Annotated in this window: 19 protein-coding genes and 2 tRNA genes; 9 read left to right on the top strand and 12 right to left on the bottom strand. The window is 50.6% G+C overall.

Annotation, left to right across the window (positions count from 1 at the left end):
- Positions 1–36 precede the first annotated feature (36 nt).
- Complete coding sequence (locus tag H144_RS0126415) at positions 37–1008, bottom strand: methyltransferase domain-containing protein (RefSeq protein WP_019945127.1); 972 nt, start codon at positions 1006–1008, stop codon at positions 37–39.
- A 213-nt stretch (positions 1009–1221) separates the two neighbouring features.
- On the opposite strand from H144_RS0126415, the gene H144_RS0126410 reads away from it, so the two are divergent.
- Positions 1222–1587: a hypothetical protein gene (locus tag H144_RS0126410; protein ID WP_019945126.1), complete on the top strand. Its 366-nt coding sequence runs from the start codon at positions 1222–1224 to the stop codon at positions 1585–1587.
- Positions 1588–1650: 63 nt separating this feature from the next.
- Here the strand turns inward: H144_RS0126410 and H144_RS0126405 are convergent.
- Both H144_RS0126405 and H144_RS0126400 read right to left on the bottom strand, forming a co-directional pair.
- Positions 1651–1723, bottom strand: a tRNA-Thr gene (locus H144_RS0126405).
- A gap of 112 nt (positions 1724–1835) precedes the next feature.
- Entirely contained in the window at positions 1836–3740 is a 1905-nt protein-coding gene (locus tag H144_RS0126400; RefSeq protein ID WP_019945125.1) for a DUF349 domain-containing protein, read from the bottom strand.
- Between the two features lie 107 nt (positions 3741–3847).
- Here H144_RS0126400 and pdxH point away from each other — a divergent pair, with 107 nt between their 5' ends.
- A complete protein-coding gene (pdxH, locus tag H144_RS0126395) occupies positions 3848–4489 on the top strand; it encodes a pyridoxamine 5'-phosphate oxidase (RefSeq protein WP_019945124.1) in 642 nt (213 codons plus the stop codon).
- A 107-nt stretch (positions 4490–4596) separates the two neighbouring features.
- Here the strand turns inward: pdxH and H144_RS0126390 are convergent, their stop codons facing one another.
- From H144_RS0126390 to H144_RS0126365, 6 genes are all read right to left on the bottom strand, one after another.
- The gene (locus H144_RS0126390; RefSeq protein WP_019945123.1) at positions 4597–5883 is read right to left on the bottom strand and encodes a citrate synthase; all 1287 of its coding nucleotides are present in this window, start codon (positions 5881–5883) and stop codon (positions 4597–4599) included.
- A gap of 315 nt (positions 5884–6198) precedes the next feature.
- The gene (locus H144_RS0126385; RefSeq protein ID WP_019945122.1) at positions 6199–6654 is read right to left on the bottom strand and encodes a hypothetical protein; all 456 of its coding nucleotides are present in this window, start codon (positions 6652–6654) and stop codon (positions 6199–6201) included.
- Positions 6655–6685: 31 nt separating this feature from the next.
- A complete protein-coding gene (gene miaA, locus H144_RS0126380; RefSeq protein WP_019945121.1) occupies positions 6686–7648 on the bottom strand; it encodes a tRNA (adenosine(37)-N6)-dimethylallyltransferase MiaA in 963 nt (320 codons plus the stop codon).
- A complete protein-coding gene (locus H144_RS0126375; RefSeq protein WP_157505183.1) occupies positions 7638–8420 on the bottom strand; it encodes a hypothetical protein in 783 nt (260 codons plus the stop codon). The genes miaA and H144_RS0126375 overlap by 11 nt, the downstream gene beginning before the upstream one ends.
- Positions 8421–8653: 233 nt before the next feature.
- Positions 8654–9256, bottom strand: coding sequence for an outer membrane beta-barrel protein (locus tag H144_RS0126370; protein ID WP_019945119.1), 603 nt, complete (start codon positions 9254–9256; stop codon positions 8654–8656).
- A 133-nt stretch (positions 9257–9389) separates the two neighbouring features.
- Complete coding sequence (locus tag H144_RS0126365; protein ID WP_033403308.1) at positions 9390–10259, bottom strand: methylated-DNA--[protein]-cysteine S-methyltransferase; 870 nt, start codon at positions 10257–10259, stop codon at positions 9390–9392.
- Positions 10260–10428: 169 nt separating this feature from the next.
- On the opposite strand from H144_RS0126365, the gene H144_RS0126360 reads away from it, so the two are divergent.
- Complete coding sequence (locus H144_RS0126360; RefSeq protein ID WP_019945117.1) at positions 10429–10728, top strand: hypothetical protein; 300 nt, start codon at positions 10429–10431, stop codon at positions 10726–10728.
- 239 nt (positions 10729–10967) lie between these two features.
- On the opposite strand, the gene H144_RS0126350 is transcribed toward H144_RS0126360, so the two are convergent.
- Positions 10968–11951 (bottom strand): Gfo/Idh/MocA family protein, encoded by a 984-nt coding sequence (locus tag H144_RS0126350; RefSeq protein WP_019945115.1) that lies wholly within the window; start codon positions 11949–11951, stop codon positions 10968–10970.
- 98 nt (positions 11952–12049) lie between these two features.
- Here H144_RS0126350 and H144_RS0126345 point away from each other — a divergent pair, with 98 nt between their 5' ends.
- The 4 genes from H144_RS0126345 (at position 12050) to H144_RS0126330 (ending at position 14828) form a co-directional block, all read left to right on the top strand.
- Positions 12050–12271, top strand: a complete 222-nt coding sequence (locus tag H144_RS0126345; RefSeq protein ID WP_019945114.1) for a VF530 family protein — start codon at positions 12050–12052, stop codon at positions 12269–12271.
- A gap of 43 nt (positions 12272–12314) precedes the next feature.
- A complete protein-coding gene (locus H144_RS0126340) occupies positions 12315–13196 on the top strand; it encodes a DnaJ C-terminal domain-containing protein (RefSeq protein WP_019945113.1) in 882 nt (293 codons plus the stop codon).
- A 7-nt stretch (positions 13197–13203) separates the two neighbouring features.
- On the top strand, positions 13204–13503 hold the full coding sequence (locus H144_RS0126335; protein WP_019945112.1) for a chaperone modulator CbpM: 300 nt from the start codon (positions 13204–13206) through the stop codon (positions 13501–13503).
- Positions 13504–13592: 89 nt separating this feature from the next.
- On the top strand, positions 13593–14828 hold the full coding sequence (locus H144_RS0126330) for a DEAD/DEAH box helicase (protein WP_019945111.1): 1236 nt from the start codon (positions 13593–13595) through the stop codon (positions 14826–14828).
- Between the two features lie 61 nt (positions 14829–14889).
- On the opposite strand, the gene H144_RS34040 is transcribed toward H144_RS0126330, so the two are convergent.
- Positions 14890–15306, bottom strand: a complete 417-nt coding sequence (locus H144_RS34040) for a CHRD domain-containing protein (protein ID WP_169409430.1) — start codon at positions 15304–15306, stop codon at positions 14890–14892.
- Positions 15307–15430: 124 nt separating this feature from the next.
- A complete protein-coding gene (locus H144_RS0126320; RefSeq protein WP_019945109.1) occupies positions 15431–16165 on the bottom strand; it encodes an SH3 domain-containing protein in 735 nt (244 codons plus the stop codon).
- A gap of 99 nt (positions 16166–16264) precedes the next feature.
- Between H144_RS0126320 and H144_RS0126315 the strand changes: the two genes are divergently transcribed.
- Both H144_RS0126315 and H144_RS0126310 read left to right on the top strand, forming a co-directional pair.
- Positions 16265–16337 (top strand) — tRNA-Lys (locus tag H144_RS0126315).
- Between the two features lie 254 nt (positions 16338–16591).
- Positions 16592–17088: Arm DNA-binding domain-containing protein (locus tag H144_RS0126310; protein ID WP_019945108.1), on the top strand; the 497-nt coding region annotated here is incomplete at its 3' end.

The following is a 17088-nucleotide window of genomic DNA, read 5'->3' as shown; positions in this document are numbered from 1 at the left end:
CCCGGGCTAAGCACGGGCAGATGCGCCCTGGCGCGATCATACCGCCTCCGAGTCGTACACGTTGAACCGGATATTCTCGAACGACTCTTGCGCTTTACTGACGATATAAATGTCTTGCAAGCCGGAACTAACCTGGCGGTAACGGGTATAATTTTGCTTCGTAAGGCCCAATTCGGCAAAGCAGCGGGCCAGATAATGCTCGCTGACATAAGTAGTGCCGTAAACGCTGGCATTGCGGATGCTGTCTTCGACCACGCTGTCGCTGTCCTCGCTTCGGGTCGAATAGATAAAATCCCGGTCTGAATGGCACAATGCCGTGTCGTGTACCGTGAATGCGAATACTCCCTGCGGCGCGAGGCAGTTCCAGAGCTGTTTCAACCATTTTTTGAACAGGTCTTCGGGCAAATGGCTGAACAGCGACGCCACGAAAATGAACTGGAACCGGATCGCGGGGCGGAATTCTTCGGGTATAAATGAAGAATGAATGCCGTTCACGCCGAAATGCTCCGTTTGAAAGTCGACCCCGTGCTTCTTCACGTCCGCGGTAAAAATGTCCTCGGCCGGCATCGCATGCACCAGGTATCGCTCCAAGGTACCATACCCCGACGCGAAATCCAGGAACGGCCCGGCCTGCGTCGGCCAGCGGCTCCCCCACCGTTTTTCCGCAATTTTGCGCACCATATCGAGCAGGCTCACGCCGCGCACGAGGTACGCACGCACGGCGGCTTCCACGCTGAAACCGTTATTGATGAAATGCAGCAGCATCATATCGTTTTTGGAAATCTCCGTATTCAGGCCGTGCGGCAGGCCAAGAACGACCTTGATCCGCTCGATTTCCTGCAAAGTATGCTCGTTAAGTCTCCACTCGTCGGGGTAAATGTCGTGAATCCGCTGTTCGAGTGCATGCAGCTTCTGGTTGGTCTCCTTGTGCAACGCCATTTGGGAAATAATGTACTTCACGGGCGGGCCAAACACCAGCATGACCGCTTTTTTCAACAATACTTTCATAGCTGACAACTGTTAAAGGTGGAAGATCGTGCGTAAACTGACTATCGCGAAGCGGGAATGCCGCTTTAAAATACAGGACATCATTTAGTCGCCGGGCGTTGCGCTATTTTAGTAACCGTGTAAATTCTTACCCGTTGTTAATCAGGCATATTACCTGCCAATAACTTGGCAAAACCGCCAACCACTAATCCAAATCCTCGTCTACTCAATGGATTGACAATATTCGACATCCGGCTCGAACCGAAAATCCATTTTTACGAAGTGCATTATGACGGGGAAATGAAGCAAAACACGCCGTTGGCCAAATACCACACGATCACGCTGGGCGCCGGGGCCTATTACCGCTACTACCCCTTCCACCGCCAATCCAACGCACTCTCCGGCGTCCTCGTCCTGCCCAGCGTGCGCTACTGGCCCAACATCCACTCATCCCTCGGCAACAACGAGCTCACCTACTTCAATAAGATAACCGACCGTACAGAAACTTACAAAGCCGCCCCGCAGGGCTTCCCGGCGACGAAGGGGCTGTTCGCGAACGTGACGGTTGGGTATACTTTCGGGGTGAACAGGAAGCGGTAGGAAAAGCGGAATGGCAGTAAACGAAAAAAGCACTTAACAAACGTTAAGTGCTTTACTTTCAAGAGCCCCCAGTCGGGATCGAACCAACGACCTACTGATTACAAGTCAGTTGCTCTACCAGCTGAGCTATGGAGGCCTTTTTTCTTTGTGATACCGTTTGTTATTCCGTTATCATGGTGCAAAAGTAGTCGAGCGGGATATACAATGCAACCTTTACAAAGTATTTTTTTGAACTTTTTTTTCAGGTTTTAGATAGCTTCCTGAATTATAGTCAGTTGGTGTTTCAGCTCATTCAGCTGGCTCACGGCATTATTGATCTTTCTTTCGAACTCCGCTTTCAAACGATCCGAAGTTTTCGATTTCGCGAAAAACTCGATGTTGTTTTGCCAAAGCGCAATGTCGTTTTCCAGCTGCGTGATCTTACGGCGGATATCATTTTCCTTACGATAGAGGTTGCGGCTGCTTTCGCCGTCGCGCACCAGTTCCACTTCACTTTCCAGCACCGCCTGCTCTTTCTCTTTCGTCGAAAGCTGGCCGATGGCGCTTACATAGGTGTTAATAGCCGCGATATAACGCTTCTGAACGGCTTGCATGTCCTTTTTGGGTACAAACCCTATCGACGACCATTCCGACTTGAATGCGCTCAGCAAATTGAGCGAAGATTCGTCCTTATCCTTCGCTGCCGCTTCGATACGCTCGATGAGGTCGGTTTTCAGTTTCAGGTTCTGTTCGAATTCTTCCTCTACTTCGCGGTTTTTAGCACGTTTCTGGTCGAAATACGAGTCGCAGGCCTTTTTGAAACGGTCGTAAATAGTATCCTTGAACTTCTCCGGAACCTGGCCGATGCCTTTCCATTTCTTTTGCAGCTCGATCACCTTCTGCGTAGTGGACGGATTGTCCTCTCCTGCCGAAAGAATGGCTTCCGCTTCTTCGCAAAGCTGGTTTTTCTGTTCCAGGTTCACCTCGCGTTTCGATTCCAGCTGGCGGAAGAATTCGCCTTTATTATTGAAAAACGTCTTCAACGCCGCCCAGAACTTCTTGCTGAGCTCCTTGCCTTCCTCGCGCGGCATGATGCCTTTCAGCGCCACCCATTGGTCCTGGAACGCCATAATATCTTTCGTTTTGGCATTCCATTCCTTGATGCTGCCCGAATTGTAGGTCGTGAACGGAACAATCGCTTCGTAGATTTTCAGCTTTTGCTCATAGTTCTCCTGCATCGATTTCTTCTGCTCGGCAAACTGTCCGCGCTGCGCGTCATATAACACGTCCAGCGCCTCTTTAAACCGCTGCCAAAGCTTTTCCTGATCCTCTTTCGGTGCCGGGCCGAGGTGTTTGTATTCCTCGAAAATATGGTTGGCTTCATTCAGGATTTCGCGCGTCATCGGGCGACTTTCGAGCGATTTACCCAGCTCTTCCACTTTTTCGCACAACTCTGCTTTCAGCTCGGCATTGCGACGACGGTCGAGTTCTTTGAGTTCGAAATAGATATTGCGGTTGCTGAAATAGCGATCGATCAAAGCGTTGTAAGTCGCCCAGAGCGTACCGTTGTGCGGCGAGGCCACATTACCGGCGCCTTTCCACTCTTCCTGGATCTTCTTGAATTCCTCCCAGCTCGATTTCAGCCCGCTCGCATCCGTCTCACGCGTGCCTTCCTCGTCCACAAGCGCACGCAGGCGGCCGAGCAATGCGGTTTTAACATTGAAATTCTTCTCTTTTTCCTTCTCCTGGCTTTGGTAGAAAGCATTTTTCAAACCCCGGATTTCACGGCTCAGCGAGTCGATTTTTTGGGTTTCCGCGTCGTATTTGTATTCGAAGCCATCCTCGCCGCCGGTTTCCCCGACGAACGTTTTGAGCGCTACCTCGCGGTCCTTTTGCTTGATCTGATCCACGACCGTACGAACTCCTTTCGCAACCGCCTCAGCCTTTTTCAGCTGGCCGGCCGTCGCACCTTCGCCGCGAACGGCAGCCAGTTCGTTCTCCAACAAGTTAACCAGCTGCTCCTTAGACAATTGGCTGTAATCAACATCAGGCGTTTCCTCCTCGTGCTCTTCCGTCAACTCATTGTTAAGATCAATCTCAAGGGTATCAATTGTTTTGGGTGCCAGGTCGTCCTGCTCTTCGCTTTTGACCCCTTCTTGTTGTTCTTGTGCCATCGTGATGCTTGTTTCGTACGTACGGTCTCTTATAGATTACAAATCTAATAATCTTTCCCTTGAAATGGCTACTTTTGGCATCCCAACATTGAACATATTAGTATCCAATGGACCATAATATTGCAAATCTCCGTCACGACTATCAACTCAGAGGCCTGCTGGAATCCGATCTCGACCCTGACCCGCTGAAACAGTTCAGGTTATGGTTCGACGAGGTGCTTGCGGCGGGCATTACGGAAGCCAATGCAATGCTGCTCAGTACTGCCTCCGAAGGCCGCCCTACCGGCCGGATCGTACTGCTGAAAGACCTCGGCGAAAACGGCTTTTCGTTCTTCACCAATTACGACAGCAAAAAGGGCCGGGAAATCGAGGGAAACCCGCAGGTAGCGCTTACATTTTTCTGGAAAGAACTTGAAAGACAGGTACGTATAGAAGGGAGGATTGCCAAAACATCCGATGCCGAATCAAGCGAGTACTTTGCCGTGCGCCCCCGCGGGAGCCAGATCGGCGCCTGGGCTTCGGCGCAAAGCGAAACCATCCCCGACCGCGCATTCCTGGAAGCCAAAACCGACGAATTAACGGCCCGTTTCGAAGGACAACCGGTCCCCCGGCCCGAACATTGGGGCGGCTACCGCGTCGTACCCGATTACGTCGAATTCTGGCAAGGCCGCCCCAGCCGCTTGCACGACCGGTTGGCTTATACGAAGAAGGCTGACGGGGCGTGGAAGATTGAGCGGCTGTCGCCTTAAAGGTTCGGAGTTTAGAGTTTAGCGTATATGGTCTAAAGTGAAAAGTTCAGAGCCGAAGTATAAAACCTATACTTTCAACTCTGAACTTTTCACTTTGAACTCTAAACTTATTTCCTCTCGCTGATCGAAACGAACTCGCGCTTCGGTGCCCCGGTGTAAATCTGACGTGGACGGCCGATCGGTTCTTTGTTAACACGCATTTCTTTCCATTGCGCGATCCATCCCGGTAGACGGCCGATGGCGAACATCACCGTAAACATATTGGTTGGAATGCCCAATGCGCGGTAAATGATACCCGAATAGAAATCGACGTTCGGGTAGAGCTTGCGCTGTACGAAGTATTCGTCTTCCAAAGCCGCTTTTTCGAGTTTCTGAGCGATTTCAAGGACGGGATCGTTGATGCCGAGTTTGTTCAGCACGTCGTCCGCCGCTTTTTTGATAATGCGGGCACGCGGGTCAAAGTTTTTGTAAACACGGTGACCGAAGCCGAACAGGCGGAAACCGCTGCTCTTGTCTTTGGCCATATTGATGTATTTCTGCGTATCGCCGCCATCCGCTTTGATCGCTTCCAGCATTTCGATCACCTCCTGGTTGGCACCGCCGTGAAGCGGGCCCCACAATGCGCTGATACCGGAAGAAATGGACGAGAAGATATTCGCGTGCGATGAACCAACCAATCTCACCGTCGAGGTAGAGCAGTTTTGCTCGTGGTCGGCGTGGAGAATAAGAAGCTTGTTCAACGCCGCCGAAACAACGGGATCTACATTATATTTTGCTACCGGCAACGAGAACATCATGTTCAGGAAGTTCGAGCAGTAGTCGAGTTCATTTTGCGGATAATTCACCGGGTGGCCCTGCGACTTTTTGTAAGACCACGTCGCGATCGTCGGCAGTTTCGCCAGCAGGCGGATAATGTGGAGCTGCGTCACTTCCTCGGAAGTCTGCCCGTTGGTGTCGGGATAAAATGCGCTCATTGCGCTCACCAGCGACGACAGCACGCCCATCGGGTGTGCATTCACGGGAAAACCTTCAAAAATTTTGCGCATATCCTCGTTCACGAGCGTATGCGTGCGGATTTCATGTTCAAATTCAGCGAATTGCTTTTCAGTAGGAAGCTCTCCGTAAATAAGCAGGTAAGCAACTTCAAGGAATGATGATTTTTCGGCCAGGTCCTCGATCGAGTAACCTCTGTAATTCAGCACGCCCTCTTCTCCGTCCAGAAATGTGATGGCGCTTTTTGTCGCACCGGTATTCTTGTAACCTGGGTCAATGGTAATATACCCTGTCTGGTCACGCAATTTGGAAATATCTATCGCCTTTTCCTGTTCACTGCCTTCAATTATGGGGAACTCGTACTTTTTACCTTCAAGGGTCAATTCAGCTATTTGGGACATAGAAATAAGAATAAAATTAAAAGGGTTAATGACAAGGCAGAGCCAATCGGGGTCAATTCAAGCCAAAGTTTTTCGTTAACAGCGATTTACTTACCCAACAAGTTAATTTTGTGTTAAATAGACCCGGGGATTAACCATTTCCCCGTCCGACACAAGCCGCAATATCCTAAAAAACTGCGTACTTTCTATTATTATCCGTGGTTTATTTGTGAAAAATCAAGACGCAAACAATAATATTTCACAATTTGAAGTATTTATGAGAATATTCTATTGCACCATCCCTTTCCGACCACAATTTGAGCTTTCGCAACCTTCCTACGACGCTCCCTGACCCCTTTTTTCCGCCGTTAACCTACCATTAAGCGGCTCCTGCACCAATATCCTTTTGAACAAATACCGCAGATTCAGGCCCGCCAGGATCACTGGTAGCAAATGCGCCCCGTAAATGAACGCCTTGCCCGTGATCCGGTACGAAAAAGATGAAAACGCCACAAAAACATACATGAACCAAGCCACCGAGACGGCTGTCAATGCGAGGTAGGTGAATATCGCCGTTTTCTTCTGCGTCAGCCGGTAAACTACTTCATTAATGGCGAGCGAAATGCCGACTACAATCGCCACCGTGAGCAATGCCCTGGGAAAATTGCGGATGTAATGGTGCTTGTACACCAGCACCCCTATTTTCCCGATCAGGTTCGGGTGGGCGAGCAAATACGCATCCGTGACACTCAGTACCAGCAGCAACAGCAGGCTGCTCCATTTGCGGTTCATTATTTAAGACGTTTTTTCGGTTGGTTTACACTTACATACTACCGGCCAGGCCGCTTTTAAATTCCCCGTAATGCCGGATTATGTAGGCTATTTTCTCCGCTTCCGGCCATTCGTCGGGTATCCAGTTGATTGTCAGGCCGTCCTTTTCCATTTTTCTAAAAAAAGTCATCTGCCTTTTTGCGAAGCGGTGAATCTCGGTTTCGAGTCTCGCATGCATTTCATCGAAGCTTAATTGGCCAATGAGGTGCAGGGTAATGTATTTGTATTCCAATCCATAATAGATTAATGAATCGGCGTTAATACCCTGGCTTAAAAGCGATTGCACCTCTTCTATTAAACCTTGCTTTAACCGTGCGGCCAGCCTGTCGCTGATCCGCTGCCGCCTCACCTCCACCGGTGGCGCCAGTCCGAATATATCAGCCTGGTAAACAGGAGATTCCGAACCAAACCCAACCTCGGCATCAGGGTGATCGTGCAGGAATGTGGCTATTTCCAATGCGCGGATGAGCCGTTTACGGGTGGAAATGTCCGCCAGCGCATGGTAGGCCGAATCGGTAGCGTGAAAACGGGCCAGCAGCTGGTCTGTGGATAAGCTTTCGAGCTCCGGGCGCAGCTGCTCATTCACCGGCACCGTGTCATTGGCATGCCCTTTCAGCAATGCATAGAGATAGAACCCCGTGCCCCCGCACACGACGGGCACGCGGCCATCCGAGTTAACTTGCTGATATACTGCCGCGAAATCATGCTGAAAATCGTTGACATTGTATTTTTCGCCCGCATCTCGGATGTTGATCAAATGATAAGGGACCGGCATTCCGTCGACCACGTATTCGGCCAGGTCCTTGCCCGTTCCGATGTCCATTTGCCGGTACACCTGCCGCGAATCGGCGCTGAACACCTCGCCGCCGATGGCATGGGCTACCCGCGTCGCGAGCCGCGTCTTACCCGAAGCCGTCGGGCCCAGGATAATGAGTAAAGGGGCTTCAATGCTCATTGGAAGCACTTTTAATAGTTTTAACATACTTAATACTCCCCAGATTGAACACTGTTAGATATTCGATCGGTTCTTGTCCGGGCGTATGCCTAACATCCGTCCGCTTGCCCGCACGCTGCATGCGCGTAGGGTCCACGAGCGCATTCCGGGGCGGCATTTGTCCGCGCTCCTCAAATCCCAGCCGCTGGTAACTCCGTCCGTCCGACCATTCGAGGTCGGCATAGGTCATGATATCGTCCGGCTGCTTTTCCCGGATGAATGCATTCAGCAGTTTATCCAGCGCACCCACCACATTTGTTCCAAGCAGGCTCGCAAAGCGGATCAGTTCATGCGAGCGGAATGGCTCGCCGTGCTGTTCAAAAATGCGGGCATGGCTGAATGTCGCCACAGCTACCAGCAGCTCGTCGGCCGATGCGTCGAAGGCAAACTCCGGCGGCAACACACGGTAGTACCGTTTCGGCAGGAACAGCCCGTACCGGAATTTCGACGACACGACGCCATTCAAATGATTGTACCCCAAAAACTGGTCCGTAGTAGCATTGTCGATCCGGCGTGCCTGCGTAAGGCGAGCGGGTATTTTGGCCGAAATGCCCAGCATTGCCGACAGCCGCGACTGCACGATGGGTTTACGGCCCAGCCAGTAATCTTCCCAAAGTACCACGGCGGCGATGCCGTCGCTTCGCAGGGCTGTCAATTGCTTTTCCAAATCGACCGGCAGCGCATTAATGGTCTCAATTTGCGAAGCTTCCAGCGTCAGCAGAACTATCTTCATTTTGACCACATGACCGTTGCCAACATAGAGCACGGGCCATTCAAAGTCTGGCAGGAGAGCGATTTCGCATGCGAACGCCATCGCTGTCAGCCAGTTACGTACTTGTTCCGGAAATGAGAAAGGTGCTGTCAATGGGAAGCGCGTCAATGAGCGGGCAAGTTAATGCCGGAATGCCGCACAACAAAAAAACGCGCCGTAGGGCGCGTTCTCTTTTCTGGTTGACGGATGTGCAATTACTTGCCTCCCAGCCCGAAAATGATCCCGACATTCACACCACCGAATTTGGAAGTGGATTCAAAATCGATGTTATCGACGTTGCCAGTTTCGGAGCTATGGTTTTTGTTGCCGAACACAAAGTGGTAAATACCTTCCACCTGGATACCCAGGTTGCCGAACGCGAAGACGATACCTGCCCGTGGCGCCGTACCGAAGTTATTCCTTGTCGAGGATTCGAGGACTGTCTCGCCGTTCCATTTCGCTTTGTATTTAGAGAAATAAACACCGGCGTCGCCACCGATATAAGGACGGATCACGCCTGTGGTGAAAAAGTAATCCAGGGTACCCGTTACCGGCATCAATGTACCGGTGCTACTGAGCGTTTGTCCTGCTACCCGGTAATCGCTGCCATCGGCGTAAATTTTACCTGCCACCCCGATCGCGAAATTCGGCGATGCAAATACACGAAGGTTCACGCCGCCGCCGGCCACTGTTTTCGAATCTTCTACGTTAGATTTCGCAATCCCTCCCTGCAATCCCAGTGAAAACTGTGCAAAGCTTGCCGACGTTGCCGCGATCACCATAGCAACTGCCAGCGACAGAATAACTTTCTTTTTCATGTCTGACGAATTTGGTTGATAGTTTCCCTCATACCATCCAATATCAGTCCAACACGGAAAAATTTCATTGCAACGTCTCTATTAAGTTGTCATACAACCCATTACAGCGACAATCTATCTTTAATGTACCATTTCAGGAGGCTTTTCCCTGGGCAAAATATTCCTCATCCTGCTGGGCCGCCTCCCATCCTATCAGCGCTTTTTTGCGCAGGCTTCCCCAACGATATTCGCCCAGAACGCCCTCTTTACGGATTACCCGGTGGCAAGGGATGATGTAGGCGACGGGGTTATCGCCCACCGCCGAACCCACGGCGCGCACGGCCTTCGGGTGCCCGATGCGCTCGGCGATCTGCTGGTAGGTGGTCACGGCACCCTGCGGGATATTCAGCAGTGCTTCCCACACTTTGAGCTGGAAATTGGTCCCTTGCACGAGCAGCGGCAACTTTTCGAGCGAACCGGTAGCCGGGCTGAAAATGCGCCGAACATAGGCGGCCGTCGACTGCTGATCGGGCCGGATCGTGGCATAATGCCAGCGGCGGGCGAGGTCGATAAGCTGGAAATCGCGGGTGGATTGGTCCACAAACGCCATGGCACAAATGCCCCGCTCTGTGGCCGCGATGAAACATTCCCCGAACGGTGTTTCATGAAAACCATAACTGATTACCAATCCTTTACCGGCACTTTTATATTCCTGCGGCGTCACGCCCTCAATGGAAATGAAATGATCGTACACCCGGCTCTGGCTCGATAGTCCCGCTGATTCGGCGAGTTCGGACAGGTTGGTCGATTCTCTGATCTTGTCCTTCAAATAGCCCGCGGTGATGTATTGCAGGAACTTCTTCGGGCTTACCCCGGCCCATTCGGAAAACAGGCGCTGGAAATGGAACTGGCTGATACTGACCTCGTCAGCGACTTCGGTTAATGTTGGCTGCTCCTTCGCATTGGCCACGATGTATTCGATGGCTTTCGCGATTTTGTCGTAGTTATAAGCTTGCTGGTCCATTGGATTTTTGAATTTGTTGATACAAATTTGGCGCATCCGCCACCGGCGGCCAACCTGAAACTTGCGCATATATCTGCACCAGTCACGAAGCCGGTCTGGCACTGTTTGTGCATGCCGGTTTATATTCGCATCGGTTTAAACCTCAACATTCCTCATTCATCATACAGCCATGAAATTACTTTTTGCCGGGATATTTACCATTTTACTCACGCACACGGCCTCTTCGCAAAACTTCAAAGCCGAACTCCGCAAGCTGAACGGACAGGTCGAAGCCGCGTACAAAAACCGCAAGCTGACGGCCAACGAATACGCCAAACTGAAAAAGGAACGCGCTATGATCGAACTGACGATCGACAAGGCGATGGCCGACGACATTCTTACGCCCGACGAGAAGAACAAGATCCATTCGAAAATCGTCCGTTCGCGCAAACGCCTCGCCAAATACAAAACCAACCGGGAGATCTACTAATTCAAAAAGGCTCCCGCGGGCAAGCGCGGGAGCCTTTTTGAGGGGGATCAGTATTCTTTCTTACCGTCCTTTTTCGCCTTTTTATCGGCTCTTTTTTCTTTCAGGGATTTAGTAGCCTCCTTCTTGGTGCTTCCCTTGTCCAGGTTTTTTCCTTTGGCCATGACTATGGAATTTTAGAGTAGTGTAAATCTTTTAAATAACAGCATTCCCTTCCGCATTTGTATTCAAAAACCTGAAAATTATTGTCGCTGGGTAATGCGGTCCAGGATCAGGCTGGCGCGGGCACCGGTATCGCCACTGCTCGGACTTTTACCTTCTCCGCGCAGCTCTTTCACGATCAGCTCGATAAGCGGTTGCTGCACGTGCTGCGGGTACGGAATGTGAAAAACCTCGATGCCTTCCTCCGTTTCGAGGTGAATGTCGAATTTTTCAAAAAACGAAAAGGTAATGCGGCCCTTGGAACCGATAATCTGCGTTTCGTCCTCCCGCTGGTCTTTGGCGACCGTATAGCACCAGCTGCCCTTGCCCAGCACACCTGATTCAAATTCAAAATTGGCCACCACAATGTCGTCGGCCTCGTACAGGCCCGCCTGGTTACGCGCGATGCCCGAAGCGTGGCGTACCGGCCCGAAAATAAATTCGAGCAGGTCGAACTGGTGCGAAGCGAGGTCGTGGAAATGGCCGCCGCCCGAGATTTCGGGGTTGACGCGCCAGCGGGGCTTCGCATTGGGCCCTACCTCCTCGTCATAAGGCTGCCATTGCAGGCAGATATCCACAAAACGTACGTCGCCGATCGCCTTGTGGTCGATCAGCTCTTTGACTTTCAGGAAATAATCCAGCGCGCGGCGGTAATATGCCACGAATACCGGCACGCCCGTGCGCTTGCTCTCCGCGTTAATGCGGTCGCATTCGGCGGCATTGCGGGCCATGGGCTTTTCGATATAAACCGGCTTTCCGGCCTGCATCGCTTTGATGGCCAGGTCTTCGTGGGCGTCGGGCGGGGTGGCGATGTAAATGGCGTTGATGTCGGGATCGTTGATGAGCGCCTCGGCATCGTCGTACCATTTGGGAACACCATGCCGTTCGGCATAGTCTTTCGCGAGCGCGCCATCGCGCCGCATGACGGCCACGAGCTCGGAGTTGGGTACCTTATTGAATGCGGGGCCGCTTTTGACCTCGGTTACATTTCCGCAACCGATAATTCCCCATTTGATCTGATCCATCGGGCAGGTTTTAGGTTTTGAACTAATCGACCTGCATAATAATTATTTAAAAAGAGAAATCTACTTTAATTTAAACACCAACATTTATTACGGTACGCATGGAATCACAACCTAATAACCCGCTTCACGGCAAAACGCTCGAAGCTATACTGAATGAACTCGTCGATTATTACGGCTGGGAACAAATGGGTTATTATGTGAATATCAACAGCTTCCAGCACGACCCGAGCGTCAAATCGAGCCTTAAATTTCTGCGAAAAACGCCGTGGGCACGCAAAAAGGTGGAAGACTTGTACATTCAAATGCTGGCACGAAAGTAGAAGCGCTATTTTACCCGATATTTAACACAACTGATCGATTGCTATGGCTTTTGTAGATTATTATCAGATACTCGGAGTCGATAAAAATGCCGACGATAAGGCCATCAAGAATGCATACCGGAAACTGGCCCGGAAATATCATCCCGACCTCCACCCCAACGACAAGGAAGCGCAAAAGAAATTCCAGGAGCTGAACGAGGCCAACGAGGTGCTGAGCGACCCGGAGAAACGGAAGAAGTACGACAAATACGGCAAGGACTGGCAGCATAGCGAGGAATTTGAACGCGCACGCCAGGCACGAAGCCATGCCGGCGGGCAGGAAGGACAATGGTTCGGCGGCAGCGGCGGCAGCGAAGGCTTTTCCGACTTTTTCGAATCGATGTTCGGCTCGGGCTTCGGCGGCGGACGGCAGGCGCGTTTCCGCGGGCAGGATTACCAGGCGGAAATCCACCTCGGCCTGCGGGACGCATACGAGACGCACAAGCAGACATTGACCGTAAATGGCAAGAATATCCGTATTACCGTTCCGGCCGGCGTTGAAAACGGGCAGACGATCAAAATCACCGGTCACGGCGGTCCCGGCAGTAATGGCGGCCCCAACGGCGATTTGTATATTACGTTCACGGTGGCTGCGGACGAGAAATTCAGAAGATCGGGCAACGACCTGCATTTGAAAGCCGACCTGGACCTTTACACGGCAGTACTCGGCGGCGAACTGGTGGTGGATACATTGAGCGGAAAAGTAAAACTTCCCGTCAAACCCGAAACCCAGAACGGCAGTACGGTACGCCTCAAAGGCAAGGGGTTTCCTGTCTACAAGCAGGATGGCCAATTCGGCGACCTTTACGTGACATTCGACGTTAAAGTCCCGACTAACCTGACCGAGCGGCAAAAAGAATTGTTTACAGAATTGTCTAAATCCTGAATCCGGTATGGAAACTGACCAATTGATCGCGATCGAGGTATTCTGTTCGAATTACGAAGTGGAATACGCATTTGTAGAGTCATTGCAGGAACACGAGCTCATCGAAACGGTGGTCGTGGACAACGCTCGCTTCCTGCAAATCCCCCAGCTCAACCGCATCGAGCGGATCATCCGGCTGCACCACGACCTGGACATTAACCTGGAAGGCATCGAAGCCATCCAGGACCTGCTCGACCGGATCGACTTCCTGGACAGGGAAATATCGTCGCTCCGCAACCGTCTGCGGTTTTACGAGCCGGGTCTATAATAAATGATGCTTTGCCGGATAACCGGTTATCTTTGCGTTCCCATTAAAACGAAGGGCAGGCCAGCACAGGTCTGCCCCATTATTTGCCTATGAAATTTGAAGATTACCCCATTGCCGCGGAAATCAAGCGGAGCCTGGAAACGGCCGGGTTCAAAAAACCGACGGACATTCAATTCAAAGCCATTCCGGCGGTGATGAAAGGGGAAGACGTGCTGGCGATCGCGCAGACGGGCACCGGCAAGACGGCCGCATTTGCGATCCCGGTCGTGGATAAGCTGCATAAACAGAAGACATCAAGCCGTTCCGAGGGCATCAGATGCGTGGTCATGGTGCCTACCCGCGAACTGGCAATACAGATCGCCGAGGTGTTCAACAACATCGCACGGCATACCAAAGTAAAGACATTCAGCGTGTTCGGCGGTGTAGAACAAGGCCCGCAGATCGCGAAACTGGAAAAAGGGATCGACATCCTCGTATCGACACCCGGCCGGATGTTCGACCTCGTGAGCCAGGGGCATATCAAACTCGACCGCGTGGACACGCTCATCCTCGACGAGGCCGACCATATGCTAGACCTGGGCTTCATCAAGGATATTCAGGATTTGATCAAGCATTTGCCGAAACGCCGGCAGACGTTGTTTTTCTCCGCAACGATTGACGAAAAGATCAAAAAACTGGCTTATTCGCTCGTCCGGAATGCGATCCGCATTCAGATTTCCCCTAAAAACCCGGTAGCGAAGAACATCGACCATTCGGTAGCCTACGTGGCGATGGACGATAAGCGCTTCTTTCTGGAACGGGTGATCAGGCAGCAGGCCGAAAAGAAGATCCTCGTGTTTGTGCGTACGAAGGTGCGGGCGGAACGCGTGTACAACGCGCTCGAACGGATGGAGATCAAAAGCCTCACCATCCACGGCGACAAGGAGCAGGCCGACCGCCTGACCGCGATGAACGAATTCAAAAAAGGCAATGTGAAGGTGTTGATCGCGACGGACGTGAGTGCACGCGGCATCGACATCCCGAACGTGGATTATGTGATCAACTACGACCTGCCCGAGCAGCCTGAAAATTACGTCCACCGTGTTGGCCGTACGGGCCGGGGAATGCAGAAAGGGATTGCCGTGTCATTTTGCAGCGAAGAAGAGAAGCCATTGCTGGAAGAAATCCAGCAATATCTCGATAAGCCCATTGCCGTGGTGGACATCAGCGCCGCCGACTACGCGCAAACGCTCGAATTCACCACCGACACGAGCCACGACCTGAATGCGTTGTTGCGGGAAGTGGAAGAATTCGAATCGCGGCAAAAGCGGAAAAAGAAAAAGTAGGGCATCAAAAAAGGCTTTCAGGATCATTCCCGAAAGCCTTTTTCATATAGTGGAATAATGCCTATTCTTCGAATTTGTCGGCAATGATCTGTCCGCGAATTTCCCCGTATGGGTTTTCAGCGGTAGGGACATTGATGTACATCATACCTACAACGAGCTGTGTTTGCTGCTCGGTATTCAATTTCACGGAGCCCTGAACCTGCGTTGCAGCGGGGTTTTCAGCCAAAGTTTGGATGATCGGGCCTCTTTCCCATGCCGGGTTCGCTACGTTCAAGGTAACGGACGTCGGTTTCAGGTTTTGGTAATTGATGTTGTATTTCAGCTCCATCGTGTTTTTGTTGTATTCAAAAACGCCGGTGCCTTGTGCGGAAGAGGTAGCTTTTGGAACAGTTGGGCTACTATTAATGACAGCCGAGAACTTGACAATGTCATCTTTGTGGGGTCCTTCCTCTTTACAGGAAGTGACAAATCCTAACATCAAAACTCCTGCGATCAATAGTAAAAAACGTTTCATTGGCTTTTTCATACAGCGTTAAATTAAATATTAGATTCCTAAATATACATACAAACTCATATGTTGCAAAAATGATACCAGTCGGGCACTAAATGTTCCACAAATCACTTTTGCGGATATAAACGATCCGGTTGTTCCAAATGACCCTGTCCCAATGGTCGACCGAGCCGATAATCGTCAGTTTATGCCCTTTCCCTACCCTTTCCACAACACCCGCCGCAGACGACGGCTCGTCGCGCAGGAAAGTGTTATCATTCACGATGATGCACGTTTGATAAAGCGAAGGCACATTTAGTATTCCCAATAATGCCAGCAGATAAATAACAATGGAAATTTTATGAATCTGCAAAATCGGCTCCTTCCTGCGTGTCTTGGTGACCATTATGACAACGATGTAGGTGCCCAAAGTTAGGAGCAATATTGGAATGTAATCACCATATTTTCGATAAAATATTATGAAATAGTTGTAATCGTCGAATTCATAGCCAGTTAGATTTTGCTCTTTCGCGAGCTTGTCCATTTTTTCAAAAAGGTGCCTGGAAGGCTGCGCAAGGGCCAATTTGCTGAGGTAAAAAAGGCAATCGGTATAGTTATTGGTCTTCTCGGCCAGGAAAGCGAGCTTCAAAAGCAGCGCCTGGCTGTTTTTTTCGGCCAGGTTGAAATTTTTTTTGTAGAGATTCTGGGCTTCGGGATACTTGGCGATAGCGAACAGAGAATCAGCCGTTTTAAGCTCCCTTTTACTGGCCGGAAAAGCGGGCACGGAGAGCCAGAACGTGAAAATAAAAAACGAAAAAATCAGGTTTTTCTTGTTGGGCACTTGCATTATAATTTAAAGACTTCTACTTTTGCATCGCAATTACGGAAAACGCCCCGGCTAATCCAAAACTGCAAAAGGATTCGAAAGCGAAAGCAAGTAGAAAATGATTCCGTAGCTCAGCTGGTAGAGCAATACACTTTTAATGTATGGGTCCTGGGTTCGAATCCCAGCGGGATCACTTGAAGAAATAACAAAAAGCATCAAAAGCCTGCAAATCAACAGATTAGCAGGCTTTTTCTTTCGCCGGATATGCCAAAACATTCAATTTTCCACAAACTTTTGGTGAGTAATCCGGTGAGTTCAAGAATCTGCAAATTTTACTCACCAGAATCGCTGTAACATATTGTATAACAACCTGTTTACGCCGTAAACATCTTGTGCAGATTAGGCTTGCAAGACTACTTTTGTTCAACTTTTTAACCTGAAAAAGGTATGAAAACAAAGATCAGTCTGCTTTTCTATTTGAAGAAGCCGAAAAATTATCAAAAAGGGCCTGTGCCGATTTACTTGCGGATTACGGTTGAAAGTAAAAGAGCAGAATTCACGACCGGGCGAGAATGTGAGCCTAGTCACTGGAATACGATCGCTGGAAGGGTTACCGGTGCGAAGGAAGCTGTGAAGTCTGTAAATGCCTATCTCGGCAACTTAGAACAGCAATTGTTGGACGCACACGCCGCGCTAGTGCGTGACGGTGCATTGATCACGGCGGAAACGATCAAAAACAAATTTCTGGGCATCGGCCCTAAACAACGCTTACTAATGGAAGTGATCGCTGACCACAACGAGCGTATGAAGGAATTGGTGGGCCAAGAATATGCTATCGGCACATTCAAGCGCTATAAAGTGCTCGAACGCCACACAGCGGCATTCCTGAAAGATCACTTCAACACAAGCGATTTCGACATCAGCCGCATCGATTTCGCTTTCAT

The organism is Dyadobacter beijingensis DSM 21582 (assembly GCF_000382205.1).
Taxonomy (GTDB): Bacteria; Bacteroidota; Bacteroidia; order Cytophagales; family Spirosomataceae; genus Dyadobacter; species Dyadobacter beijingensis.
The sequence above is the reverse complement of the archived record's forward strand: the minus strand, read 5'-3'. Positions and strand labels throughout refer to the sequence as shown.